The following is a 23,615-nucleotide window of genomic DNA, read 5'->3' on the forward strand; positions in this document are numbered from 1 at the left end:
TATGACGGGGGAGGGCGCGGAAACTCATCACCGGGGTCGATCGCCATGCCGAGCGCGCCGCGCTCGACCACGGCGCCACCGTACGGCGGGGCCCTACTGAAACGTTGTTGATTAAGTCACAGGTGTCCGAAGTGGTTGAACCACGCGCACCGCATCGGCGAGAGTGGCGCGCACGTCCGCCCGGTGCGGACCCGGCCGTCGTGCCCACCCCCACGGGGCGCGACGGCCGTTCTATGGTGTGCGGATGACGACGATGTACGCAGCGCTGCTGCGCGGGATCAACGTGGGCGGTGGCAGGAAGGTCCCGATGGCCGAACTGCGCGCGCTGCTGACCTCCCTCGGCCACGACGCCGTGCGCACCCATCTGCAGAGCGGGCAGGCCGTCTTCGCCTCGGACCACGGCGACGAGGACTCCCTGGCCGCGGAGTTGACCGAGGCGATCGAGAAGCGGTTCGGCTTCCCGGTGGACGTGCTCGTGCGCGACCACGCCTATCTGAAGGGGGTCGTCGAGGCGTGCCCCTTCCCGGCCGCCGAGCTGGAGGCCAGGCAGCTGCACGTCACCTACTTCTCCGCGCCGGCCGACGCGGAGCGATTCGCGGCGATCGACGCACCGGCCTTCCGCCCCGAGGAGTTCCGCCTCGGCGACCGCGCCCTCTACCTCTACGCACCGGACGGCCTGGGCCGCTCCAAGCTCGCCGAGGCCCTCGCCAAGCCCCGGGTCACCAAGGGCCTGATCGCCACCAGCCGCAACTGGAACACGGTCACCAAGCTCGTGGAGCTGACCAGCCCCTGACGGGCCGTCAACCCCTCAGGCGCCGACCGCCAGCGCCACCGGCATCCGCGCCGCGTCGTACCGCTCCAGCAGGACCCGCGCCACCTCCGGCGCGGGACCCAGCACGTCCGCCAGTACGTCCGCCCCGGCCGCGCCCCGCGCGATACGGTCCGGCAGGAACCCGGGCGCCAGGACGTAGGGGGCGACGGCGACCCGCGCACAGCCCAGCTCGCGCAGCTGCCGCACCGCGTGCTCGGTGCGCGGAAGGGATGCGGAGGCGAACGCAGGCCGCACGGCGCACCAACCGGTGTGCCGCCACTCCCGCGCGATTTCAGCGATCACTGCGATCGCCTCCGGGTCGGAGGACCCCGCCGAGGCCAGCACGACCCCGGTCGAGGACTTGTCGGCGGGCGTCAGACCCGCCTCGTACAGGCGCCGCTCCAGCGCCGACAGGAGCAGGGGAGAGGGACCGAGCACCTCCGCCTGCCGGATCCTGAGACGCGGCGGCGCCGCCGCCAGGACCGCGGGGATGTCCGCCTTGGCGTGGAAGGCGCGGGTCAGCAGCAGCGGGAGGGCGACCACGTCCCGCACGCCCTCCGTCTCCAGGGACTCCAGCACGCCCTGCACCGAGGGGACGTTGAAGTCCAGGAAGCCGGTCTCCACCCGCACGTCCGGGCGCAGCGCCCGCACCCGGCGGACCAGGGCGTGCACGGTCGCGGCGTGCCGCGGGTCGCGGCTGCCGTGGGCGACGACCAGGAGTACGGGGCGGACCGGCGCGTACATGGCGTACCTCAGCCCTTCACCAGCAGACCGCGGCTGCGCAGCACCCAGCGCTCCAGCGGGCTGAAGATCAGCAGGTCGATGGCGATGCCGACGATCAGGATGAGCAGGATGGCCTCGAAGACCATGGCCATGTCGCTGGCGTTGCGGCCGTTCTCCAGCAGCTGCCCGAGGCCCACCCCGAGGTCGGGGAAGGAGGCGATGATCTCGGCGGCCATCAGCGAGCGCCAGGAGAACGCCCAGCCCTGCTTGAGCCCCGCGACGTAGCCGGGCAGCGCGGCCGGCAGCACGATGTGCCAGGTGCCCTTCAGCCCCGTCGCACCCAGCGTGCGGCCCGCGCGCAGGAAGATCGGGGAGACCTGGTCGACGCCGGACACCAGACCGTTGGCGATGGAGGGCACCGCGCCCAGCAGGATCACGGCGTACATCATCGAGTTGTTCAGGCCCAGCCAGATCACGGCCGGCGGCACCCAGGCCACCGACGGCAGCGACTGGAGGCCGGACAGGATCGGGCCGATCGCCGCGCGCACGAACTTCACCCGTGCCACCAGCAGCCCCAGCGGGGTGCCGATCAGCAGCGCGAAGCAGAAGCCGAGCAGGCCGCGCGAGACGCTGGTCCAGATGTAGCCCAGCAGTTCGCCCCGGAGCCAGGCCTGGTGGACCACGTCCCACACGTCGGACGGGGCGGGCAGCTTGGTCGGGTCGTCGACGATCTCGAAGGAGACCAGCGCCTGCCACACCGCGAGCACCAGCAGGACCGCGAGGGTGGGCGGCAGGATCTTCTCGACGAAGGTCTGCCGCAGCGGTGTGCGGCCCTGCTGCACCGACTCCAGTGCGTCCAGGCCCGCTTCCAGACCGGCGAGGTCGCCGCCGTCCTTCGCGCCTGGGTCCCCGGCGGGACGCGTCGTGTCAGTGCTGGCCATGTCGGCGGATCTCCCCACGCAGTTCTTCGGTGATCTCGACGGACAGCTCCGCCACGGCGGTGTCCTCGATGCGGCGCGGCTGCGGGATGCCGACCGTCCACTGGCGGGCGATGCGCCCGGGGCGGGAGGACAGCAGCACCACGCGTTCGGCGAGCCGTACGGCCTCGCGGACGTTGTGCGTCACGAACAGGACGGACAGCCGCGTCTCGCGCCAGATGCGGGTCAGCTCGTCGTGCAGCACGTCCCGCGTGATGGCGTCCAGCGCCGCGAACGGCTCGTCCATCAGCAGCAGCTTGCTCTCCTGGGCGAGCGCCCGGGCCATCGCGACCCGCTGGCGCATACCGCCGGACAGCTCGTGCACCCGCTTGCCGTACGCGCCCTTCAGGCGGACGAGTTCGAGCAGCTCCTCCGCCTTGTCGCGGCGCTCGGCCTTGGGCACGCCCCGCAGCCTGAGGGCGAGTTCGATGTTCTTGCCCGCGGTCAGCCACGGGAACAGGGCGTGCTCCTGGAACATCAGGGCCGGCCGCCCGTCCGTGCTGATGCCGCCCGCGCTGGGCTTGTCCAGCCCTGCCACCAGGTTCAGCAGCGTGGACTTGCCGCAGCCGGAGGCTCCCAGGAGGGTGACGAACTCGCCGGGCGCGACATCGAGGGTGATGTCGTCCAGGACGAGCTGCTGCCCGGCGGGGCCCGCGAAGGACTTCGAGACGTGCTCGATCCGGGCGGCGTACGCGGCCGGCTCGGTGCCGTCGTCGGCCTTGGCGAGGGTCGTGGTCGTGGCCATGGTCGTCACCTCCTGGGTGGTCGGTTCCGGGCGTTACTCGACGCCGAGACCGGCGTCGTCGACCGCGGGCTTGCCCTTGGCCTTGAGGACCTTGTTGAGCGGCTTCAGGTCGTAGATGCCGGTCAGGTCGGGCTTGTCCAGCAGACCGGCCTTGACGGCGTGCTCCGCCTGGGCGTCGAGGGTGGCGGCCAGCGGGTCGTCGGTGACCTCGATCGACTTCCACGCCGGGTCCAGGACCTTGGGCGGCAGCGCCTTGCCCGTGTCCTCCTCGAGCTGCTTGTTGGCCGCGGCCTTCGCCTCGTCCGGGTTGGCCTTGATCCACTCGTTGGTGTCGACCGAGGCCTTCAGGACGGCTTCGACGGCCTTCGGGTGCTCCTTCAGGAACTTCTGCGACACGATGATGTTCGTGATCACGAACTTCTTGTCCGGCCACAGTGTCGACTCGTCCAGCAGCACCTTGCCGCCCTCGGCGACCAGCTTGGAGGCGGTCGGCTCCGGCACCCAGGCGCCGTCCAGCGAGCCCGACTTGTAGGCGTCCGGGGTGACCTTGTTGTCGCTGCGGACGACCGTCACGTCGCCCTTGCCGCTCTGCGCGTCGACCTTCCAGCCCTGCTCGGCGATCCAGTTGAGGAACGCCACGTCCTGCGTGTTGCCGAGCTGCGGGGTCGCGATGCGCTTGCCCTTGACGTCCTTCAGGGACTTGATCTTGTCGGGGTTCACCACCAGCTTCACGCCGCCGGAGGCCGAACCGCCGATGATCCGCAGGTTCTTGCCGTCCGACTTCGTGTAGCCGTTGATCGAGGGGGAGGGGCCGATCCAGCCGATGTCGACGGAGCCCGAGTTCAGCGCCTCGATCTCGGACGGGCCCGCGTTGAAGGTCGCGTACTTGGCCTCGGTCGCGCCCAGCGCCTTCTGGAAGAAGCCCTTCTGGTTGGCGACCAGCGGCGTGGCGTGCGTGATGTTGCCGAAGTACCCGATCCGGACGGAGTCGAGTCCGTCGATCTTCTCGGCCCCCTCGGCGACCTTGGCGGTGTCGTCGTCCTTCGCCTCGGAGCCGTAGCCGCAGGCGGCCAGGGTGAGCAGGGGAAGGGCGGCTATGACCGCCAGTGTGCGGCGCAGGGCGGTGGTGGCTGGCACGGGAGGTGTTCCTCTCGTTGGTCCGGCACGCACGCCTGTCGGTGGGTCCGAGGTGTCAGGTCGTGGCCGGGAGGTCGGCAGGTCTTCGGCTGTGGGGGGTGAGGGCGCGCGAGCGGTGCGCGTACGTCAGCGCGCACATCGCGCGACCCCGCCCTGCCCGCTGCCGAGGGTGCCGCTGCCGACGCGGCCGCCCTCCTTGGCGAACGTGGAGTAGAAGTCGGGGGAGCCCATGCTCAGAAGTCCCACCCGTCGTCGTCGGCCGGGTCCTTGACCGGCTCCGGCGTGGCGAAGGACTCACCGGCCATCCCGGCCGTGAGCGTGGTGCCGTCGCTCGGGTCGATCAGGATGAAGGAGCCGGTGCGCCGGGAGTCGGCGTAGGAGTCGGCGGGCAGGGGTTCGGCGGTGCGGATCTTCACCCGGCCGATGTCGTTGGCGACGAGCTGTCCGGGGTGCGGGTGCAGGGACAGGTCGTCCAGGGTGAGCCGCGCCGGGATGTCCTTGACGATCGCCTTGACGGTGCGGGTGCCGTGCTTGAGCAGCACCCGGTGGCCCACGGTGAGCGGGGCGTCGGCGACGTGGCAGACGGTGGCCTCGACGTCCTGGCTGGTGGCGGGGGCGTCCTCGCTGGGCACGATCAGGTCGCCGCGCGAGACGTCGATGTCGTCCTCCAGCAGCAGCGTCACCGACTGCGGCGTCCAGGCGGCCTCGACCGGCTCGCCGAGCAGGTCGATGCCGGACACCTTGGAGGTGCGGCCGGAGGGCAGGACGGTGACCTCGTCGCCGACGTGGAAGGTGCCGGCGGCGATCTGGCCCGCGTAGCCGCGGTAGTCGGGGTGCTCGGCGGTCTGCGGCCGGATCACGTACTGCACGGGCAGCCGGGCGTGGCAGTGCGCCAGGTCGTGGCTGACCGGCACGGTCTCCAGGTGCTCCAGGACGGTCGGACCGCCGTACCAGTCCATGACGGCCGACGCCTCCACCACGTTGTCGCCCGCCAGGGCCGAGATGGGGATCGCGGTGACCTCCGGGACGCCCAGTTCGATGGCGTAGGCCGTGAACTCCTCGGCGATGGCCGCGAACACGGACTCCCGGTAGTCGACCAGGTCCATCTTGTTGACGGCGAGGACGACGTGCGGGACGCGCAGCAGGGCGGCGATCGCGGCGTGCCGGCGGGTCTGCTCGACGACGCCGTTGCGGGCGTCGACGAGGATCACCGTCAGCTCGGCCGTGGAGGCGCCGGTGACCATGTTCCGCGTGTACTGCACGTGGCCCGGCGTGTCGGCCAGGATGAACCGGCGGCGCGGGGTGGCGAAGTAGCGGTAGGCCACGTCGATGGTGATGCCCTGCTCGCGCTCGGCCCGCAGGCCGTCGGTGAGCAGCGCGAGGTCCGGGGTGTCCTGGCCGCGGCTCGCGGAGGCGCGCTCGACGGCCTCCAGCTGGTCGGTGAGGACAGACTTGGAGTCGTGCAGGAGCCGGCCGACCAGCGTGGACTTGCCGTCGTCGACCGAGCCTGCGGTGGCGAAGCGCAGCAGCGTCGTCTCCGACAGCTGCCAGACCGACAGCGGCTCGACGGGTTCAGTGGTGCTGGTCATGTCTAGAAGTACCCCTCGCGCTTGCGGTCTTCCATCGCGGCCTCGGACATCTTGTCGTCGGCGCGGGTGGCGCCGCGTTCGGTGAGCCGGGTGACGGCGATCTCGGCGATGACCTTCTCGATGCTGTCGGCGTCGGAGTCGACGGCGCCGGTGCAGGACATGTCGCCGACGGTGCGGTAGCGCACCCGCCGCTTCTCGGTCCGCTCGCCGTCCTTGGGGCCGCCCCACTCACCGGCCGTCAGCCACATGCCGGAGCGGGCGAAGACCTCGCGCTCGTGGGCGTAGTAGATCTGCGGCAGCTCGATGCCCTCGCGGGCGATGTACTGCCACACGTCCAGCTCGGTCCAGTTGGACAGCGGGAAGACGCGCACGTGCTCGCCGGGCGCGTGCCGGCCGTTGTACAGGTTCCACAGCTCGGGGCGCTGGCGGCGCGGGTCCCACTGGGAGAACTCGTCGCGCAGGGAGAACACCCGTTCCTTGGCCCGGGCCTTCTCCTCGTCGCGGCGCCCGCCGCCGAAGACGGCGTCGAACTTCTCCGCCTGGATCTTCTCGGTCAGCGGCAGCGTCTGCAGCGGGTTGCGGGTGCCGTCCGGACGCTCCTTGAGCACACCCCGGTCGATGTAGTCCTGCACGGAGGCGACGTGCAGGCGCAGTCCGTGCCGCTCGACCGTGCGGTCGCGGTAGTCGAGGACCTCGGGGAAGTTGTGCCCGGTGTCCACGTGCAGCAGGGAGAACGGCACGGCCGCCGGGGCGAACGCCTTCAGCGCCAGGTGCAGCATCAGGATCGAGTCCTTGCCGCCGGAGAAGAGGATCACCGGCCGCTCGAACTCGCCCGCCACCTCGCGGAAGATGTGCACGGCTTCCGATTCGAGCGCGTCGAGGTGGGAGAGGGCGTACGGTCCCGCCGTACCCTCCCGCGCCGCTTCGGCGGTCGTCGTCATGCCAGTCCCCTTTCGGTGAGCAGGGCGTGCACCGCCGCGGCGGACTCCTGAACGGTCTGGTCCTGCGACTCGATGCGCAGATCGGGCTTGACGGGCTCCTCGTACGGGTCGTCCACCCCGGTGAGCCCCGTCAGTTCACCCGCGGCCTGCTTGGCGTACAGGCCCTTCACGTCGCGCACCGAGCACACCTCGACGGGCGTGGCCACGTGCACCTCGACGTACGCCGTGCCGTTCGCCTCGTGACGCTCGCGCACCGCGTCCCGGCTGTCCGCGTACGGCGCGATCACCGGGACCAGCGCCGTGACGCCGTTGCGGGCGAGCAGTTCGGCGACGAAGCCGATGCGCTGCACGTTGGTGTGCCGGTCCGCGCGGTCGAAGCCGAGGCCCGCCGAGAGGAACTCGCGGATCTCGTCGCCGTCGAGCAGTTCGACGCGCCGGCCCTCCTCACGCAGGCGGTCGGCCAGCGCGCGGGCGATGGTGGTCTTGCCGGCGCTGGGCAGCCCCGTGAGCCAGACGGTGGCTCCGGTCGTCACGTGGTTCTCCCTGGAAGTCGATGGTCCGGTTCTCGTCGGCCCGGTGGCCGTCGGTCCCTTGGTGGTCGTCATGTCAGCCGTGCAGTCCGCACTCGGTCTTGGAGCGGCCCGCCCAGCGTCCGGCGCGGGCGTCCTCGCCCTCCAGCACACGTCGGGTGCAGGGCGCGCAGCCCACGGAGGCATAGCCGTCCATCAGCAACGGGTTGGTGAGGACGCCGTGCTCGGTGACGTACGTTTGCACATCTTCCTGTGACCACTTGGCGATGGGCGAGATCTTCACCTTGCCCCGCTTCTCGTCCCAGCCGACGACCGGCGTGTTCGCCCGGGTCTTGGACTCGTCGCGGCGCAGCCCGGTCGCCCAGGCCTGGTAGCCCTCGAGGCCCTCCTCCAGCGGCCTCACCTTGCGCAGCGCACAGCACAGGTCGGGGTCGCGGTCGTGCAGCTTCGGGCCGTACTCGGCGTCCTGCTCGGCGACGGTCTGGCGCGGGGTGAGCGTGATGACGTTGACGTCCATCACGGCCTCGACCGCGTCGCGGGTGCCGATGGTCTCCGGGAAGTGGTAGCCGGTGTCGAGGAACACCACGTCCACGCCGGGCAGGGCGCGGGAGGCGAGGTGGGCGACGACCGCGTCCTCCATGGAGGAGGTCACGCAGAACCGGTCGCCGAACGTCTTCGCCGCCCACTGGAGGATCTCCAGCGCGGTGGCGTCCTCCAGCTCCCGGCCCGCCCGCTCGGCGAGCGCCTTGAGGTCGTCGGTCGTACGTGCTTCCTGAACGGCCGTCATATCCGTTCCCCCTCGGTCGGGTTGGGCTGAAGACCCCGGGCGAGCAGCCCGAGGAACTTCAGCTGGAATGCGCGGTTGCACGCCCCGCATTCCCAGGCGCCGTGGCCCTGCTCGCCCGGACGCAGGTCCTCGTCGCCGCAGTAGGGGCAGTAGAAGGGCGCGGCGCGCTCGCTCACGACAGGGCCTCCTCGGAGGCGCGGGCCGCCCAGGTGGCGAAGCGCTCGCCGTCCTCGCGTTCGGCCCGGTAGCGCTTGAGCACGCGCTCCACGTAGTCCGGCAGTTCCTCGGCGGTGACCTTCAGGCCGCGCACCTTGCGGCCGAAGCCCGGCTCCAGGCCGAGGGCGCCGCCCAGGTGCACCTGGTAGCCCTCGACCTGCTCGCCGTGCTCGTCGAGCATGAGCTGGCCCTTGAGACCGATGTCCGCGGTCTGGATGCGGGCGCAGGCGTTCGGGCAGCCGTTGAGGTTGATGGTGAGGGGCTCGTCGAAGTCCGGGAGGCGGCGCTCCAGCTCGTCGATGAGCGAGGCGCCGCGCGCCTTGGTCTCGACGATGGCGAGCTTGCAGAACTCGATGCCGGTGCAGGCCATGGTGCCCCGCCGGAAGGTGGAGGGCCGGGCGCTGAGGTCCAGCGCCTCCAGGGACTCGACCAGCGAGTCGACCCGCCCCTCCTCGACGTCGAGGACGATCATCTTCTGCTCGACCGTGGTGCGCACCCGGCCCGATCCGTGCGCCTCGGCCAGGTCGGCGACCTTGGTCAGGATCGTGCCGTCGACGCGGCCCACGCGCGGGGCGAAGCCCACGTAGTAGCGGCCGTCCTTCTGCCGGTGCACGCCGATGTGGTCGCGCCAGCGGCTGGTGGGATCGGCGGGCGCCGGGCCGTCGGTCAGCTTCCGCTTCAGGTACTCGTCCTCGAGCACCTGGCGGAACTTCTCCGCGCCCCAGTCGGCGACCAGGAACTTCAGGCGGGCGCGGTTGCGCAGCCGCCGGTAGCCGTAGTCGCGGAAGATGGAGATGACGCCCTCGTAGACGTCGGGCACGTCGTCGATCGGCACCCAGGCGTTCAGCCGCACGCCAAGCTTGGGGTTGGTGGACAGACCACCGCCGACCCACAGGTCGAAGCCCGGTCCGTGCTCGGGGTGCTCGACGCCGACGAAGGCCACGTCGTTGATCTCGTGCACCACGTCGAGCACGGGCGAGCCGGAGATCGCGGTCTTGAACTTGCGGGGGAGGTTCGAGTACGCCGGGTTGTTCAGGACCCGGCGCTTCATCTCCTCCAGCGCCGGTGTGCCGTCGATGATCTCGTCCTCGGCGATGCCCGCCACCGGGGAGCCGATCATCACGCGGGGCGTGTCGCCGCAGGCGGTCACCGTGGACAGGCCGACGCCCTCCAGGCGGTTCCAGATCTCCGGCACGTCCTCGATGCGGATCCAGTGGTACTGGACGTTCTGCCGGTCGGTGATGTCGGCGGTGCCGCGTGCGAACTCCTGCGAGATCTCACCGACGACGCGCAGCTGAGCGGTGGTCAGCGCGCCGCCGTCGATGCGGACACGGAGCATGAAGTAGCGGTCGTCCAGCTCCTCCGGTTCGAGGATCGCCGTCTTGCCGCCGTCGACGCCCTGGCGACGCTGGGTGTACAGCCCCCACCAGCGCATACGGCCGCGCAGGTCACCGGGGTCGATCGAGTCGAAGCCGCGCTTGGAGTAGATCGTCTCAATACGTGTCCGAACGTTGAGACCGTCGTCGTCCTTCTTGGTCTGCTCGTTGCCGTTGAGCGGGGTGAAGTGCCCGGCCGCCCACTGGCCCTCGCCGCGGTGACGGCTCACCTTGCGGCGCGGGGTCGCGGCAGCGGGCTTCGGCGGAGTGGCGGCCATGGTGTGACACGTCCTTTGGAGAACAGGTGGAATCGGCTCTGACCTGCGCGCATGGCGCATGGCACTACGTGGGCATACGGGAGACACGTGCGCGCGTCATTGCGCGGGAGCGAGGGAGATGCGGGGAATCCGGAGGTGCTGGAGGGTACTCTCAGCGGCCCGGACAGATGGCGCTGGACATGCGGCCGAGGTCGACGTGCCGCCGACTCACCAAGGCAATTCCAGTTCCAGGCATGACGGAAGCGTGGCACGGCGATCTGTGACTGGTCCAGCTTAATCCAAAATGTGGACACCCTTGTCTCGTACAGCGAGACAAGGGTGTCGTTGGTCACACAGATGGCGACCAGGTCGGTCAGTCGGCCGAAAACAGGCGTGTGGGCACAGGTCAGGCGGGGAAAGCGCCCGGCCACGGTCCCGGGGTGGCCACCTCCGCCTCCTCCTCCACCTTGGTGTCGAAGAGACGGAAGCCGCGGCGCTGGTAGTTGTCCATGGCGTGCTCGCCGTCCTTGCTGCAGGTGTGCAGCCACACCCGCTTGGTGGTGGCCAGCCCCGGCCAGCGCTCCGCCAGGTCCCAGGCGCGGGCGGTGCCGTACGAGAGGAGGTGGCCGCCGATCCGCCGCCCGCGGAAGGCCGGGATCAGGCCGAAGTACTCGATCTCCACGACCCCGTCGTCGCCGGGCGTCAGCTCCACGTACCCGGCGGGCGTGCCGCGGTCGTGGGCGACCCAGGTCTCCACGCCCGGCCGCTCCAGGTGCTCCCGCCACCGCGCGTGGCTCCAGCCGAGCCGGTCCGTCCAGCGGATGTCGCCGCCGACCGAGGCGTACAGGAAGCGGCTGAACTCGGGGGAGGGCACCTCGGCGCGGACGATCCGCACGTCCCCCTCCGGTGCGGCGGCCGGCAGCAGATCGGTGGGCGCCGTCTGCTCCAGGGACCACGTGGTCACGGCGATGTTGGTCATGCCGGTCAGGGAATCATCGGCTCCGCGGATCTGTCGATCCCCGCCCGGTGGGGGGTGGGGGCGGTGCGGGGGAGGCCGGGACGGTCAGTCGAGCGCGTCCTCGATCGACGCCAGCGGCAGCGCGAACAGCATGCGGCCCGACTGGGACCAGACCTCGCCGGTCCGCTCCCAGTACGACATCGAGCCCGCCGGTCCGCTCCAGCACCGCTGCGACCCGTCCGCCCCGCACTCGGCGGCCCGGGCGCCCTCGGTGTCCTGGCGCCACAGGGTCCCGCGTCCGTCCTGTCCGCCGGCCGCGCGACCCAGGTACCAGTCGGAGCGCGTCGCGCCGGGCGGCCGGTGCGAGAGCACGCCCCCGACCTCGGCCGCGCCGGTCTGGTACGCCTCGACCGGGTGCACCCGGCCGGAGGAGTCGGTGACGGGCAGCCCGGTGCGGTCGGGGTCCGTGCTCGTGCGCAGCGCGTAGCGCCACAGCCGGGTGGGCCGGTCGCCGTCCGCGTCCACGCGCTCGGTGGCCACCAGGCTGTCGGGGGCCGTGCCGCGGTCCAGGGAGATCGCGCCCGGGCGGGCCGCGGCGTCGGTGTCGGGGAGCCGGTAGGAGGCGATGGCGGGCAGGACGTACCGGTGGCCGCCCGCCGCCCAGCCGCCGGGCACCCGCCCCACGGCGTCCGCCGCCGTGGTGGCGCGCTGCACCCGCTCCACGTCGTACACGTACAGCGCGTCGCGGTCCCCGGCGGCGGTGGTGACCAGCAGCTTGTCCTGGTACCAGACCATGCCGGTGACGGGGGAGGCGAGCCCGCGGTAGTCGTGGCCGCCGTCGACCGGGACGGCGAGCAGCGCCGAGGTGTAGCCGAGCCGGCCGGGGTCGTCGGCGTCGACGAAGGAGACCCGGGCGAGGCCGCCCTGGGGGGTGCCGTCGTCGCGGGACCAGGCGGAGAGGATGACGCGGTGGGTGCCCCAGCGGCCGTCCTCGTCGGCGTCCCCGGAGGTGGTGACCGCGCCGGGGCGCCAGCCGTCGGTGTCGGCCTCGTCCCAGCAGTAGGCGCGGGTGGCGGCGGGGGAGACGGGCAGTGACTCGCGCTCCCCGGCCGTACAGTCGGCGGCGTCGCGCAGGGTGTGGTCGGCGGAGTCGAGGACGGTGTCGACGCCCACCGGGTCGCCCATCGCGGCGGAGAGCCGGTCGAGCCAGGCCGTCGGCACGCGGTGCTCGGTCAGGCGCAGCGCGTCGGTCTCCGCGGCGGAGGTGAGGGGCTTGAGGGCACCGGGGTCGTCGGCGACGGTGGCCTGCGAGGCGCTGATCAGCGTGGCGGCACCGGTCAGCGCGAGGGCCGCACCGGTCAGGGCCGCGCGCAGCGCCCTGCCCCGTCTGCGCCGACGGTGTCTGCCGCGCTGCTTCATCGAACCTCCACGGACACCCCGGACCAACTGCGCTCGACGGTGGTCGTGTTGACCGAGGAGCGGATGGGGCGGTCCACCAAGGATGCTACGACAGCCGGGGGCCCCGGCGGACGCAGACGCTGCAAATATGCGAAAACAACCCGCCTTTACGGCCATCCGGGGCGCGATCCCGCCGCACGGCGAGACGCAACCGCGTCACGGCACCCCCATCGCCGCGCGTCCCTCCGCCACCGTCGGTGCCGTGGAGTGGGGGAGGAGGTCGCGGGGGTCGGCCGGGAGGCCGAGCTCGATCTCCGCGTCTTCGCAGAAACGATACGGCCGGTGTTCCAAGTACGCCCCGAGGTACCTGCGCACCCGCGACATCTCGGCGCGGACCGTGACCGTGCGCGCCGGGTCGCCGAACAGGTCCTCGGCCAGCGCGGCGGCGCTGCGGCCACCACGGTGCACCGCCAGCAGGTACAGCAACTCCGCGTGCCGCGGACTCAGTTCCCGCGCCCAGTCCTCCGCGCCGCCCAGCACCCGCACGGTCCAGCGGCGCGGGTGCGCGAGGTCCAGCACGATCCGGGTGGCGCCCTGCGGCACCGGCCCGGCCGCGGCCCGCACCAGCCAGCCCTCGGCCAGCGGCTCCATCGTGCACGCCCCGAGGGTCGGCAGCCACCGAGCCCCCGCTTCCGGCGACTTGGGCAGCACCACCCGGTCCAGGTACGGCATCCCCGTCACCGCCGCCGTCCAGCCGTCCCGGTCCGCCACCAGCGCCCGCCCGCCGAGCCGGGCCAGCACGGGCGCCGCCACCGCCCGCAGCCGCTCCAGCGACCGCGTGTGCAGCTCCCGCAGCCGGGCCTCGGCCAGCTTGGCCACCGAGTCCACCCAGGCCAGCGTCGCCGGGTGCATCGTCTCCAGCGGCCCGCTCACGTCGACCACGCCGAGCAGCCGCCCGTTGCGCGGGTCCGTGATCGGCGCCCCGGCACAGGTCCAGGTCGCCTGGGACCGCACGAAGTGCTCGGAGGCGAAGACCTGTACGGGCCGCCGGGTGACCGCCGGTGTCCCCACGCCGTTGGTGCCGACCACCTCCTCCCGCCAGTCCGCCCCGAGTTCGAAGCCGAGCCCGTCGGCCCGGCGCAGCACCCGCGCGCTGCCCTCCCGCCACAGCACCCGGCCGTCCTCGTCCGCGATCACCATGATGTGGTGGGCCACGTCCGCGACCGACAGCAGCGCCTCCCGCAGCACCGGCAGCACATGCCGCAGTTCGGAGGTCTCGCGCCGCCGGCGGATCTCCTCCGGGGCCAGCAGCCCGGAGCGGAAGTCGTGCTCCGGGTCGACACCGCTGCGCAGCATCCGGTCCCAGGACTGCTCGATCACCGGCCGCGGCGCCACCGGGGCCCGCCCGCCCGAGAGTCTCGCGGAACGGACCTCGCTGAGCATCCGGGCCGCACGCGCCGTGTCGACGGCGGCGAACTGCGTCACGTCCATGGGCGAGAGCGCCACGGGACCTCGTCCTTCCGGGAGGCGAATATTCGTCTCATAGTGACCGGTTGCCCACGCCCGGCGGGCACAGTCCGCGCACAGCCGACCGCAAGTTGCAACCCCCTGCAACCCTGGTGGACGGCCTCGCGGGTGTCCAAACTTGAACCACGCCGTCCCGAGCGGCGTACGCGGCCTGAACGGGCCCGTGTGGCGGGGGGTGGTGCCGTGTCGGCGCAGCACCACCCCCGCGCCGCGCGGCGGACCTCAGGCCACCGGGCGGGCCCGCTCCACCACCGCCGCCAGATCCAGCGTCGGCGGCAGCGTGCCGAAGGCCGCGCCCCCGTCGCCGCCCAGCCGTGAGGCGCAGAACGCGTCGGCGACCTCCGGCGGCGCGTACCGCACCAGCAGCGCTCCCTGCAGCACCAGCGCCAGCCGCTCCGCCAGCAGCCGGGCCCGCCCCTCGGCGGCCGCCAGGTCGGCCAGGTCCGTCAGCAGGTCCCGGATCGCCGCGTCCAGCCGGTGATCGGCCCCGCGCGCCGCGCCCACCTCCGTCAGATACGCGTCCAGCGCCGCCGGTTCGCGCCCCAGCGCCCGCAGCACGTCCAGCGCCTGCACGTTCCCGGCGCCCTCCCAGATCGAGTTCAGCGGCGACTCGCGCACCAGCCGGGGCAGGCCGGACTCCTCGACGTACCCGTTGCCGCCCAGGCACTCGGCCGCCTCCACCGCCACCGGCGCACACCGCTTGGTCACCCAGTACTTGGCCGCGGGCACCGCGAGGCGCAGCAGCGCCCGCTCCCGCTCGTCGCCGCCGTCGGCCGCGTCGCGGGCCGCCGCCAGCCGCAGCCCCAGCGTCGTGGCCGCCTCCGACTCGAGCGCGAGGTCCGCGAGGACGTTGCGCATCAGCGGCCGGTCGACCAGCTTCCCGCCGAACGCCTCCCGGTACGCGCAGTGGTGCACCGCCTGTGCCACCGCCTGCCGCATCAGGCCCGCCGAGCCCAGCACGCAGTCCAGCCGGGTCGCCGCCACCATGTCGATGATCGTGGGCACCCCGCGCCCCTCCGCGCCGACCCGCCGCGCCCAGGTCCCGGCGAACTCGACCTCGGCGGAGGCGTTGGACCGGTTGCCCAGCTTGTCCTTGAGCCGCTGGATCAGGAACACGTTGCGGGTGCCGTCCGCCAGCACGCGCGGCACCAGGAAGCAGGTCAGTCCCCCGGGAGCCCGCGCCAGCACCAGGAAGCCGTCCGACATCGGCGCCGAGCAGAACCACTTGTGCCCGGTCAGCTCGTACGCCCCGTCCTCGGCCAGCGGCCGCGCCGCCGTGGAGTTCGCCCGTACGTCGCTGCCGCCCTGCTTCTCCGTCATGCCCATCCCGAACAGCACCCCGGCCTTCAGGTGGGCGGGCCGCAGCTCCCGGTCGTAGACCCGGGAGGTCAGCCGGGGCTCCCACTCGGCGGCCAGCTCCGGGTCGGCGCGCAGGGCGGGCACCGCCGCGTGGGTCATCGACAGCGGACAGCAGTTGCCCGCCTCCACCTGGGTCCACATCAGGAACGCCGCCGCGCGCCGCACGTGCCCGCCCGGCCGCGACCAGGCGTCGGTCAGGCCCGCCGAGACGCCCTTGCCGAGCAGCCGGTGCCAGGCCGGGTGGAAGTCGACCTCGTCGACGCGGTGGCCGTAGCGGTCGTGGGTGCGCAGGACCGGCGGATGGTCGTTGGCCTGCGCCCCCCACTCCTGGGTCTGGAGGGACCCGCAGCCCCGGCCGAGCCCCGACAGCTCGGCGAGCGCCTCCTCGCGCGGCCCCGCCGCCAGATGCCGCCGGACCGCCTCCGTCAGGACCCGGTCGGAGGTGAAGACGTCGTAGCCGGTCAGCGGCGGCGCCTGATTCGTCACGGTGTGGGTACTGCCTGCCATGACCGTGAACCTACCGTGCCGCGGGACCCCGGCGGGCCCGGACGGGAGCGGCGGGCGTCCGCGGATGAGTGGCACCCCCGGCGCCGGATACCTTTAGGGCGTGCAGCCAGCAAGTGACTCCCCCGAACGGCCCTCGGGCCGGCTCCACCGTGCCCGGGTCCTGTACCGGAACGTCTCCAAACGCAGGACCGCCTGGCTGCTGCTCAAGGACACGGTCAACTCGTGCATGGAGTACCGCATCCTCGGCCTGGCCGCGGAGGCCGCGTTCTTCACCCTGCTCTCGGTGCCGCCCCTGCTGCTGAGCCTGCTCGGACTGCTCGGCTACGTCGACTCCTGGATCGGCGCCGACACCACCGAGAGCCTGCGCGACAACATCCTGGACGCCTCCCGCGCGGTGCTCTCCGAGAAGGGCGTCAAGCAGATCACGGAGCCGATCCTGGACGACGTGATGAAGGGCGGCCGGCCCGACGTCATCTCCATCGGCTTCCTGTTCGCCCTGTGGTCGGGTTCCCGCGCGGTGAACGTCTTCATCGACACCATCACCGTGATGTACGGCCTCGACGGCGTCCGGGGCATCGTCAGGACCCGCCTGATGGCCTTCCTGCTGTTCATCGTGGCCCTGCTGATCGGGTCGATCGCGCTGCCGCTGATGGTGGCGGGACCGGACGCCGTGGTGCGGATCGTGCCCTGGTCGACGACGGTCGTCCAGGTGCTGTACTGGCCGGTCGTGATCATCCTGTCGGTGGCGTTCCTGACCACGCTGTACCACGTGTCGGTGCCCGTGCGCTCCCCGTGGATCGAGGACGTCCCCGGCGCGCTGGTCGCCCTCGCCATGTGGGTGCTCGGCAGCTTCCTGCTGCGCATCTACCTCACCAGCACCGTTGAGGGCCCCACCATCTACGGCTCGCTCGCCGCGCCCGTCGCCGTGCTGCTGTGGATCGGTGTGTCCGCGTTCGCGGTGCTCGTCGGGGCCGCGGTCAACGCGGCCATCGACCGGGTGTGGCCGGCCGCCGCGACCGCCGCCGCCCGCGAGGCCAACGAGCGGCTGCGCCAGGCCCAGGTCGCCGAGTACGTGGCCCGCACCGCCGCGAACGGCGGGGGCGACCCCGACATGCCGTCCGAGTTCCCCGAGCGCTGGTCCCGCTTCCTGCCCCCCGAGGACGTCACCGCCCGCCTGCGCACCCACCCGAAGAGCCCGCCCCCCGCGCACCACACCCACCACAACGACCACCACGACGACGGTCACGGTCACGGTCACGACAAGCCGGAGGCCTCCTAGGACGCCGCCCCGGGCCGGGCCCGGCGGGCGGTCAGCTCGTGCCGTGCCCGGGCCGCCGCGCCCAGCGGCACGGCGTCCGCCCCCAGGGCCGCCCGCAGCAGCTTGACGGGATGGCCGCTGATCGGCGGTTCCGCGGCGAGCGGCCCCTGGATCAGGGGTTCGAGCAGCGTCCAGGCGCCGCTGACGCCGCCCCCGATCACGACCGTGGAGATGTCGACGAGGCCGGCGGTCATCACGATCGCGCGAGCGACACCCGCGCCCGCCGCTGCGTACACGGCGTGTGCGTCGGCGTCCCCGTCCCGGGCCGCCTCGGCCACCTCGCGGGCGGACAGCTCCCGTCCGGTGCGCTCGCCGTAGCGGGCCCGCAGCGAACGGGCCGAGGCCAGCGTCTCCAGGTGGCCGCGGCCGCCGCAGGTGCACGGCAGGTCGCCGAAGCCGGGGATGTGGCCGATCTCGCCGGCCGCACCGTGGGCGCCGGTGCGCAGCGCGCCCCCCGTCCACAACGCACCGCCGACGCCGGTGCCCAGGGTCATGCCCAGGACGTCCTCCTCGCCCGCCGCCGCACCGCACGCGATCTCGCCGCGCACGAAGGCGTTGACGTCGTTGTCGAGGAAGGCGGGGACGCCCAGTGCGGTGCTCAGGGCGGCGGTCACCGGGAAACAGGCCCAGTCGGTGAACGAGTCGCTCGCCACCAGGACGTGACCGGAGGCTGCGTCGACCACTCCGGCCGCGCCCACCCCCACGGCGGCCAGCCGGCCGGGTGTGCGCGCCCGCACGACGGCGAGCGCGTCGAGCGTCGCGGCGATCATCGCCCGGCCGCCGGAACGGGCCGGGGTGGCCGTGTCCGCGCGATCCAGCACCCTCAGTTCCTCGTCGCAGAGCACCACCTGGGTGGTGGTGCCGCCGATGTCGACCCCGGCGAAGACCGGCGTGTGGTGACCGCTCACCCCTGCTCCTCCGTCCGCCCGGCGGCGAGGGTCGCCAGCCGCTCCGCGCGGCGGGCGCGCTGGAGGACGGGGTCGGGCACGGGCACCGCCGCCAGCAGGCGCCGGGTGTAGTCGGTCTCCGGGTGCAGCAGGGTGGCCGACGTGAGCCCCTGCTCCTCGGCCCGGCCCGCCCGCATCACGACCACCCGGCGCGCGAACTGCTGTACGACGGCCAGGTCGTGGGAGACGAAGAGGCAGGCGAAGCCCAGCTCCTCCTGCAACTCGGCGATCACTTCCAGGACCGCCTCCTGCACGCTCACGTCCAGGGCGCTGGTGGGTTCGTCCGCCACCAGCAGCCGCGGTTCGAGGACCAGGGCGCGCGCCAGGCTCACGCGCTGGCGCTGGCCCCCGGACAGTTCGCGCGGCGTGCGCCGGGCGACCTCACGCGGCAGCCGCACCCGGTCGAGGACGGCGGCGACCAGGGACTCCCGTTCCCTGCGGGACAGTCCCCCGCGGTGGATGCGCAGCGGTTCCGCGACACACTCGCCGACCGTCATACGGGCGTCGAGCGAGGCGACCGGGTCCTGGAGGACGACGCCGATCCCGGCCCGCAGCGCACGCCGGGCGCGCGCCCGGGTTCGGGCCAGGTCGGCTCCGAACAGGGTGACGGAGCCGGTCGTGGGGGCGATCAGGCCGAGCGCCACCCGGGAGGCGGTGGACTTGCCGGAGCCCGACTCTCCCACCAGGCCGAGGGTCTCCCCGGGGTGGACGGCGAAGGAGACGCCCTTGAGGGCGTGCACCGCCCGCTTCCCGCGGCCGAAGACCACCGAGACGTCCGTCAGTTCCACCGCCGGTTCCCCGGCGGGCGCGGCGTCGGGCGCGTCGGACCCGTCCGCCCGCCGCTCCCCGGACCCGGCGGTCTCGGCGACGGACAGCCGCGGTACGGCGGACAGCAGCCGCTTGGTGTAGTCGTGCGAGGGGCGCAGCAGCACGTCCTCGACGGGCCCGGTCTCCACGATGGCGCCCTGGTACATCACCGCGACCCGGTCGGCGAAGTCGGCGACGACCCCCATGTTGTGGGTGACCAGCAGGACACCCGTGCCGGTCTCGGCCGCGAGCCGCCGCAGCAGGTCGAGGATCTCGGCCTGCACGGTCACGTCGAGCGCGGTGGTGGGCTCGTCGGCGATCAGCAGCGCCGGTTCGTTGGCGATGGCCATGGCGATGACGACGCGCTGGCGCTGGCCGCCGGAGAGCTGGAACGGGTAGGCGCGGGCCCGCTGCTCGGGCTCCGGGATGCCCACGCGGCGCAGCAGTTCGACGGCGCGCGCGGCGGCGTCCGCCGCGGACACCCGCCGGTGGTTGCGGATCACCTCGGCTATCTGCTTGCCGACCCGGGTGAGCGGGTCGAGGGCGGTGGCCGGTTCCTGGAACACCATCGAGACGGTCGATCCGCGCAGCCCGGACAGCCGTTCCTCGTCGGCGCCGACGATGTCGGTGCCGTCCACGACGGCCCGTCCGGTGGCGCGGGCGTTGCCGGACAGCAGCCCCATGGCCGCCAGCGCGACGGTGGACTTGCCCGAGCCCGACTCGCCGACCAGGGCGAGCGTCTCGCCGGGCGCGACGTGCAGGGACACGCCGCGCACGGCCGGCACCGGGCCGGTCTCCGTGGTGAAGACGACGCCCAGGTCGTCGAGGTCGAGGATGTGGTCCCCGGCGGCGGGAGCGGCCGGTCGTCGAACGGCGCTCATGCGCGCCCCCTCACGTCGAATGCGTCCCGGAGTCCGTCTCCGATCGCGTTGAACGCCCACACCACCAGGATGATGGCGAGGCCGGGCGGCACGATCAGCCACCAGTAGCCCGAGTAGGCGGCGGTCATTCCGGTGGAGAGCATGCCGCCCCAGTCGGTGGACGGGGGCTGGACGCCCAGGCCGAGATAGGAGACGTAGGCCACCAGCAGGATCGCGTCGGCGATCTGGAAGGTGGCCGCCACGATGATGGTCGACACCGAGTTCGGCAGGATGTGCCGGGTGATGGCGCGGGTGTGGCCGCCGCCGATCGCGCGCAGGGTGAGCACGAAGTCCCGGTTCTTCAGCGTCAGGGTCTCCGCCCGCACCAGCCGTGAGGGCACGAGCCAGGAGATGAGGCCGAGGATGACGACGAGACCGGTCAGGTCGGGGGTGGTGATCGCGGAGACCACCAGCAGGATGAACAGGGCGGGGATGGCGATGCCCGCGTCCACCACGCGCATCATCACCGCGTCGATCCAGCCGCCCGCGTAGCCCGCCGCGGCGCCCCACAGGGTGCCGATGACCGTGGCGAGGACACCGGCCGACAGACCGACGATCAGGGAGACCTTGCCGCCGTACATCAGGCGGCCCAGCTCGTCGTGGCCGACCGCGTCGGTGCCGAGCCAGTGGGCGCCGCTGGGCGACTGGTTGACCTGCTGGAGCAGCGTGTGGGTCTGGTCGGTGGAGTAGATCAGCGGGCCCACGAAGCAGAAGAGGACGAAGAAGACCACCACACCGAGCCCCACCACGGCGAGGCGGTTGCGCAGGAAGCGGCGGACGGCGAGCCGGGTGCCGGAGGCGGCGGACGCGGGCTTCGCGGCGAGCCCGTCCGCGGAGGCGAGGGAACTGCTCATGACCGACCTGCCTTCACTCGGGGGTCGATGGCGCGTTGCAGGATGTCGGCCAGCAGGGTGCCGGTCACCGTGGCGATCGAGATGACCAGGACGCAGCCCAGCAGCACGGGATAGTCGGAGGACTGGGCGGCGGTCCAGAACAGCAGGCCCATGCCGGGGTAGTTGAAGAGCTGCTCCACCACGAGCGCGCCGCCGAAGAGGACCGGCACGTAGTAGCCGAGCATGGCCACCACGGGGGTCAGCGAGTTGCGGAAGACGTGCCGCGTCAGGACGGCCCGGGGGCGGGTGCCGCCGGCCCGCGCGGTGCGCACGTAGTCCTCGGTGAGGTTCTCCAGCGTGGCCGAGCGCATGTAGCGGCTGAAGACGGCGACCATCGTGGCCGCGCCCGCCACCACCGGCAGCACCAGGCCCTGCGGCTGGGACAGGACGGCGGCGACGCTGTTGCCCTGGGGTGCCTGCGCCGGGAACCAGGGCAGCACCTGGCTGAAGACGAGGACCAGGATCAGGCCCAGGAAGTACACGGGCGTGGAGTAGGCGATGAAGCTGAGCGTGGTGATGACGTAGTCGACCGGCTTGTTGCGGCGGACGGCCTGCCACACGCCGAGCGGCACCGCGACCAGCAGGCCGACGACCGCCGACAGGACGGTCAGCAGCAGCGTCTTCGGCAGCCGTTCGGTGATCAGTTGGGAGACGGGCTCGTTGAGGGTGTACGACATGCCGAAGTCGCCGTGGATCAACTGGTTCAGGTAGTACACGTACTGAACCGGCAGCGGCTTGTCGAGCCCCTGCTCGTGGTTGAAGGCGGCGATCTGCGAGGCGGTGGCCTGGGGGCCGAGGATGCCGCGGGCGGGGCCCCCGGGCAGGGCGTGCAGCAGGCAGAACACCACGACGGTCACGAGGAGGACCACCGCCAGCGCCTGCAGGACACGCCTGATCAGGAAGGAGTATGTGCTCATGGGTTTCCGGGTGACTGGGTGGGGACGGGGCAGCTGCGGGTGAGTGGGGCCGGGCGCGGGCTCACTCGGTCCACGCCCACATGGCGGGGTGGAAGTTGGCGAGGGAGTCCTGGGCGAACCCGCCGAGTCCGTCCCTGATCACGGAGACCTGGTAGTCGGGCTCGGGGAGCCAGACCACGGGCAGGTCCTCGGCGAGGGCCTTGCTGTAGTCGAGCATCGCGTCGGGGGAGGAGGAGGTGGTGGTCCGGTCGATCAGCTCGTCCACCTCGGGGTTGGAGTAGCTGCCGAAGTTGGAGCCGCCGCCACTCGCGAAGAGCGCGTCACCGCTGGGGTAGGCGGGGAAGTACCAGCTGCCCGCGCTGCCGAAGAAGGAGAGCTGCCAGTCGCAGGCGGGGTCGTCCCGCTCGCACTGCCCGGTCTGCGAGAGGACCGAGTTGACCGGCGCGGTCTTGATGTCGAAGTCGATGCCGGTCTCCTCGAAGGAGGACTGCAGGGCGCTCATCATGTTGTCCGTCTCCGTGGAGCCGGACTGGGACAGCACCCGCATCCTGAACTCGGTGCCCTCCTCGACGCCTTCGCCGCAGTGCCCCGCGCCCTCGCCCGGCGAGGCGCACACCATGGTGCCGTCCTGCTCGCTCCAGCCGTGGTCGGTCAGCAGCTTGCGCGCCTTTGCGGTGGAGAACGGGTACGGCTCGGCCTTCTGCCCGTCCGAGAGGAAGGCGGACGCCTGCCCCTGCGGGACGGGGCCGTAGGTGGGTACGGCGGTGCCGTTGTAGAGCACCTTGGCCAGGGTCTTCTGGTCGACGGACATCTGGACGGCCTGCCGTGCGTACGACTGCCGGAAGACCGCGCCCATCTCCGGGTTGTTGAAGTTGTACGGCATGTAGGTGACGGCCCAGCCGGACCACCGCTCGACGTGGTAGCCGAGGTCCGTGAAGGACTTCTTGATCCCCAGGTCGGAGGCCTTGATGTAGCCGTAGTCGACCGTGCCGGCCCGCAGCGCGTTCTCCTCGGCGGCCACGGTGGTGAAGGACAGCAGGTTGATCTGCCGGACGTGGGCCGCGCCCCCGCCGTCGTACTTCTCGTTCTCGATCAGCTCGACCCGGCCGGAGGTGGAGAAGGACTTGAGCGTGTACGGCCCGCTGACCGTCTTCCACAGCGGGTCGCTCGCGTAGTGGGAGATCTTCTTGCCGGCGTCGATCAGGTACGTCCAGACCTTCTTGGCGCCGGCCTGGCTGCGGTCGAGGTCGGAGACGGCCCCCGAGTCGCTGGTCTTGTCCCACGCGTGCTGGGGCATCACGCGGATCATGCTCAGCTCGTTGGCGAGCATCCACTGCCGGTTGTAGGCGCGGTCGAAGTCGAGCGTGAAGTGCCGGTCGTCGATGGTCTCGAAGGACGACCAGACGTCCGGGGCCTTGCCCGGGCTGTAGCTGGCCCACGACTTCTTGTTCTCCCTGACCAGGTTGAACCAGAACTCGACGTCCCGGGAGGTGATCGGCTCGCCGTCGCTCCAGTGGCGGTCGCCGAGGGTGATGGTGACGCTCTTGTTGTCCGCGGCGAACTTCGCGTCCGTCGCCAGCGAGTTGTCCTTGTTCCAGCCGATCTCGCCGGTGGAGCCGTCGTAGGCGATCAGCGGCTCCCACAGCACCTGGGATATGGAGGCGTTGTTGGTGTTGAGGTGTCCCGGCGTCCCGATCGGAACGATCCAGTTGGGGGTGAAGTTCGCCGGGAGGGCGTAGTTGATCTCGTTCTTCGAGCCGGAGGGGGCGGAGACACCGCCCGTGCAGCCGCTGAGCAGCACGCCCACGGCCGCGCATGCGCCGACGACGAGCGCCCGGCGTCGGCGTGTCGCTGTGCGAGCAGGGGACATGTATCTCCTCCAGGTGAGTGGCGTGGAGGTCAGCTAACGCCTGCCTCGGCGCAGGTACAAACAAAGTTGCGTAACAACTAAGTATCTCCGTTTCTGAAAAAAGTT

The 23,615-nt window shown here is 72.0% G+C and carries 22 protein-coding genes; 2 read left to right on the forward strand and 20 right to left on the reverse strand.

Going from position 1 to position 23,615, the window contains the following annotated elements; translation table 11 throughout:
• Window positions 1-244: 244 nt before the first annotated feature.
• On the forward strand, window positions 245-793 hold the full coding sequence (locus ACGH52_RS30045) for a DUF1697 domain-containing protein (RefSeq protein ID WP_121703552.1): 549 nt from the start codon (window positions 245-247) through the stop codon (window positions 791-793).
• A 15-nt stretch (window positions 794-808) separates the two neighbouring features.
• Here ACGH52_RS30045 and ACGH52_RS30050 read toward each other — a convergent pair whose 3' ends face one another.
• From ACGH52_RS30050 to ACGH52_RS30120, 15 genes are all read right to left on the reverse strand, one after another.
• Window positions 809-1,555, reverse strand: a complete 747-nt coding sequence (locus ACGH52_RS30050; RefSeq protein ID WP_210974599.1) for a sirohydrochlorin chelatase — start codon at window positions 1,553-1,555, stop codon at window positions 809-811.
• Between the two features lie 8 nt (window positions 1,556-1,563).
• On the reverse strand, window positions 1,564-2,475 hold the full coding sequence (locus ACGH52_RS30055) for an ABC transporter permease (RefSeq protein ID WP_076976859.1): 912 nt from the start codon (window positions 2,473-2,475) through the stop codon (window positions 1,564-1,566).
• A complete protein-coding gene (locus ACGH52_RS30060) occupies window positions 2,462-3,256 on the reverse strand; it encodes an ABC transporter ATP-binding protein (RefSeq protein WP_121703554.1) in 795 nt (264 codons plus the stop codon). The genes ACGH52_RS30055 and ACGH52_RS30060 overlap by 14 nt, the downstream gene beginning before the upstream one ends.
• Window positions 3,257-3,289: 33 nt before the next feature.
• A complete protein-coding gene (locus tag ACGH52_RS30065; RefSeq protein ID WP_121703555.1) occupies window positions 3,290-4,393 on the reverse strand; it encodes an aliphatic sulfonate ABC transporter substrate-binding protein in 1,104 nt (367 codons plus the stop codon).
• 233 nt (window positions 4,394-4,626) lie between these two features.
• Window positions 4,627-5,982: a sulfate adenylyltransferase subunit 1 gene (locus tag ACGH52_RS30070; RefSeq protein ID WP_121703556.1), complete on the reverse strand. Its 1,356-nt coding sequence runs from the start codon at window positions 5,980-5,982 to the stop codon at window positions 4,627-4,629.
• A gap of 2 nt (window positions 5,983-5,984) precedes the next feature.
• Window positions 5,985-6,923, reverse strand: a complete 939-nt coding sequence (gene cysD / locus ACGH52_RS30075) for a sulfate adenylyltransferase subunit CysD (RefSeq protein WP_076976863.1) — start codon at window positions 6,921-6,923, stop codon at window positions 5,985-5,987.
• Window positions 6,920-7,528, reverse strand: coding sequence for an adenylyl-sulfate kinase (cysC, locus tag ACGH52_RS30080; RefSeq protein WP_171987455.1), 609 nt, complete (start codon window positions 7,526-7,528; stop codon window positions 6,920-6,922). The genes cysD and cysC overlap by 4 nt, the downstream gene beginning before the upstream one ends.
• A gap of 1 nt (window position 7,529) precedes the next feature.
• A complete protein-coding gene (locus tag ACGH52_RS30085) occupies window positions 7,530-8,240 on the reverse strand; it encodes a phosphoadenylyl-sulfate reductase (protein WP_399943821.1) in 711 nt (236 codons plus the stop codon).
• A complete protein-coding gene (locus ACGH52_RS30090) occupies window positions 8,237-8,416 on the reverse strand; it encodes a hypothetical protein (protein ID WP_059298364.1) in 180 nt (59 codons plus the stop codon). Before ACGH52_RS30090 ends, ACGH52_RS30085 begins: the two co-directional genes overlap by 4 nt.
• Window positions 8,413-10,110 (reverse strand): sulfite reductase SirA, encoded by a 1,698-nt coding sequence (gene sirA / locus ACGH52_RS30095; RefSeq protein WP_399943823.1) that lies wholly within the window; start codon window positions 10,108-10,110, stop codon window positions 8,413-8,415. The genes ACGH52_RS30090 and sirA overlap by 4 nt, the downstream gene beginning before the upstream one ends.
• 151 nt (window positions 10,111-10,261) lie before the next feature.
• Entirely contained in the window at window positions 10,262-10,345 is an 84-nt protein-coding gene (locus tag ACGH52_RS30100; RefSeq protein ID WP_309475039.1) for a putative leader peptide, read from the reverse strand.
• A gap of 150 nt (window positions 10,346-10,495) precedes the next feature.
• On the reverse strand, window positions 10,496-11,068 hold the full coding sequence (locus ACGH52_RS30105; RefSeq protein ID WP_076976866.1) for a GNAT family N-acetyltransferase: 573 nt from the start codon (window positions 11,066-11,068) through the stop codon (window positions 10,496-10,498).
• Between the two features lie 84 nt (window positions 11,069-11,152).
• Entirely contained in the window at window positions 11,153-12,466 is a 1,314-nt protein-coding gene (locus tag ACGH52_RS30110; protein WP_059298369.1) for a hypothetical protein, read from the reverse strand.
• Between the two features lie 195 nt (window positions 12,467-12,661).
• Window positions 12,662-13,951, reverse strand: coding sequence for a GAF domain-containing protein (locus ACGH52_RS30115; protein ID WP_399943826.1), 1,290 nt, complete (start codon window positions 13,949-13,951; stop codon window positions 12,662-12,664).
• Between the two features lie 243 nt (window positions 13,952-14,194).
• Window positions 14,195-15,838: an acyl-CoA dehydrogenase family protein gene (locus tag ACGH52_RS30120; protein WP_059298372.1), complete on the reverse strand. Its 1,644-nt coding sequence runs from the start codon at window positions 15,836-15,838 to the stop codon at window positions 14,195-14,197.
• Window positions 15,839-15,938: 100 nt separating this feature from the next.
• Between ACGH52_RS30120 and ACGH52_RS30125 the strand changes: the two genes are divergently transcribed.
• Window positions 15,939-17,117, forward strand: coding sequence for a YihY/virulence factor BrkB family protein (locus ACGH52_RS30125; protein ID WP_171987456.1), 1,179 nt, complete (start codon window positions 15,939-15,941; stop codon window positions 17,115-17,117).
• Here the strand turns inward: ACGH52_RS30125 and ACGH52_RS30130 are convergent.
• From ACGH52_RS30130 to ACGH52_RS30150, 5 genes are all read right to left on the reverse strand, one after another.
• Complete coding sequence (locus ACGH52_RS30130) at window positions 17,114-18,064, reverse strand: ROK family protein (RefSeq protein WP_399943829.1); 951 nt, start codon at window positions 18,062-18,064, stop codon at window positions 17,114-17,116. The two genes, ACGH52_RS30125 and ACGH52_RS30130, sit on opposite strands and share 4 nt — an antisense overlap.
• Entirely contained in the window at window positions 18,061-19,791 is a 1,731-nt protein-coding gene (locus tag ACGH52_RS30135) for an ABC transporter ATP-binding protein (protein ID WP_076976869.1), read from the reverse strand. The genes ACGH52_RS30130 and ACGH52_RS30135 overlap by 4 nt, the downstream gene beginning before the upstream one ends.
• Window positions 19,788-20,684 carry an ABC transporter permease gene (locus tag ACGH52_RS30140; protein WP_210974603.1) on the reverse strand — a complete coding sequence of 299 codons (897 nt, stop codon included), beginning with the start codon at window positions 20,682-20,684 and terminating at the stop codon, window positions 19,788-19,790. Before ACGH52_RS30140 ends, ACGH52_RS30135 begins: the two co-directional genes overlap by 4 nt.
• On the reverse strand, window positions 20,681-21,640 hold the full coding sequence (locus tag ACGH52_RS30145) for an ABC transporter permease (RefSeq protein WP_076976870.1): 960 nt from the start codon (window positions 21,638-21,640) through the stop codon (window positions 20,681-20,683). The genes ACGH52_RS30140 and ACGH52_RS30145 overlap by 4 nt, the downstream gene beginning before the upstream one ends.
• Before the next feature lie 61 nt (window positions 21,641-21,701).
• A complete protein-coding gene (locus ACGH52_RS30150) occupies window positions 21,702-23,510 on the reverse strand; it encodes a peptide ABC transporter substrate-binding protein (RefSeq protein WP_399943834.1) in 1,809 nt (602 codons plus the stop codon).
• Window positions 23,511-23,615: the final 105 nt, after the last annotated feature.

The sequence above is a fragment of the Streptomyces sp. BBFR25 genome (genome assembly GCF_044590125.1).
Lineage (GTDB): Bacteria > Actinomycetota > Actinomycetes > Streptomycetales > Streptomycetaceae > Streptomyces > Streptomyces canus_D.

Excerpts from the sequence above, each read along its gene's own strand:
- ACGH52_RS30045 (WP_121703552.1), top strand. The coding sequence starts at position 245 with ATGACGACGATGTACGCAGCGCTGCTGCGCGGGATCAACGTGGGCGGT.
- ACGH52_RS30050 (WP_210974599.1), bottom strand. The coding sequence starts at position 1,555 with ATGTACGCGCCGGTCCGCCCCGTACTCCTGGTCGTCGCCCACGGCAGC.
- ACGH52_RS30055 (WP_076976859.1), bottom strand. The coding sequence starts at position 2,475 with ATGGCCAGCACTGACACGACGCGTCCCGCCGGGGACCCAGGCGCGAAG.
- ACGH52_RS30060 (WP_121703554.1), bottom strand. The coding sequence starts at position 3,256 with ATGGCCACGACCACGACCCTCGCCAAGGCCGACGACGGCACCGAGCCG.
- ACGH52_RS30070 (WP_121703556.1), bottom strand. The coding sequence starts at position 5,982 with ATGACCAGCACCACTGAACCCGTCGAGCCGCTGTCGGTCTGGCAGCTG.
- cysD (WP_076976863.1), bottom strand. The coding sequence starts at position 6,923 with ATGACGACGACCGCCGAAGCGGCGCGGGAGGGTACGGCGGGACCGTAC.
- cysC (WP_171987455.1), bottom strand. The coding sequence starts at position 7,528 with ATGACGACCACCAAGGGACCGACGGCCACCGGGCCGACGAGAACCGGA.
- ACGH52_RS30085 (WP_399943821.1), bottom strand. The coding sequence starts at position 8,240 with ATGACGGCCGTTCAGGAAGCACGTACGACCGACGACCTCAAGGCGCTC.
- sirA (WP_399943823.1), bottom strand. The coding sequence starts at position 10,110 with ATGGCCGCCACTCCGCCGAAGCCCGCTGCCGCGACCCCGCGCCGCAAG.
- ACGH52_RS30100 (WP_309475039.1), bottom strand. The coding sequence starts at position 10,345 with ATGCCTGGAACTGGAATTGCCTTGGTGAGTCGGCGGCACGTCGACCTC.
- ACGH52_RS30105 (WP_076976866.1), bottom strand. The coding sequence starts at position 11,068 with ATGACCAACATCGCCGTGACCACGTGGTCCCTGGAGCAGACGGCGCCC.
- ACGH52_RS30110 (WP_059298369.1), bottom strand. The coding sequence starts at position 12,466 with ATGAAGCAGCGCGGCAGACACCGTCGGCGCAGACGGGGCAGGGCGCTG.
- ACGH52_RS30120 (WP_059298372.1), bottom strand. The coding sequence starts at position 15,838 with ATGGCAGGCAGTACCCACACCGTGACGAATCAGGCGCCGCCGCTGACC.
- ACGH52_RS30135 (WP_076976869.1), bottom strand. The coding sequence starts at position 19,791 with ATGAGCGCCGTTCGACGACCGGCCGCTCCCGCCGCCGGGGACCACATC.
- ACGH52_RS30140 (WP_210974603.1), bottom strand. The coding sequence starts at position 20,684 with ATGAGCAGTTCCCTCGCCTCCGCGGACGGGCTCGCCGCGAAGCCCGCG.
- ACGH52_RS30145 (WP_076976870.1), bottom strand. The coding sequence starts at position 21,640 with ATGAGCACATACTCCTTCCTGATCAGGCGTGTCCTGCAGGCGCTGGCG.
- ACGH52_RS30150 (WP_399943834.1), bottom strand. The coding sequence starts at position 23,510 with ATGTCCCCTGCTCGCACAGCGACACGCCGACGCCGGGCGCTCGTCGTC.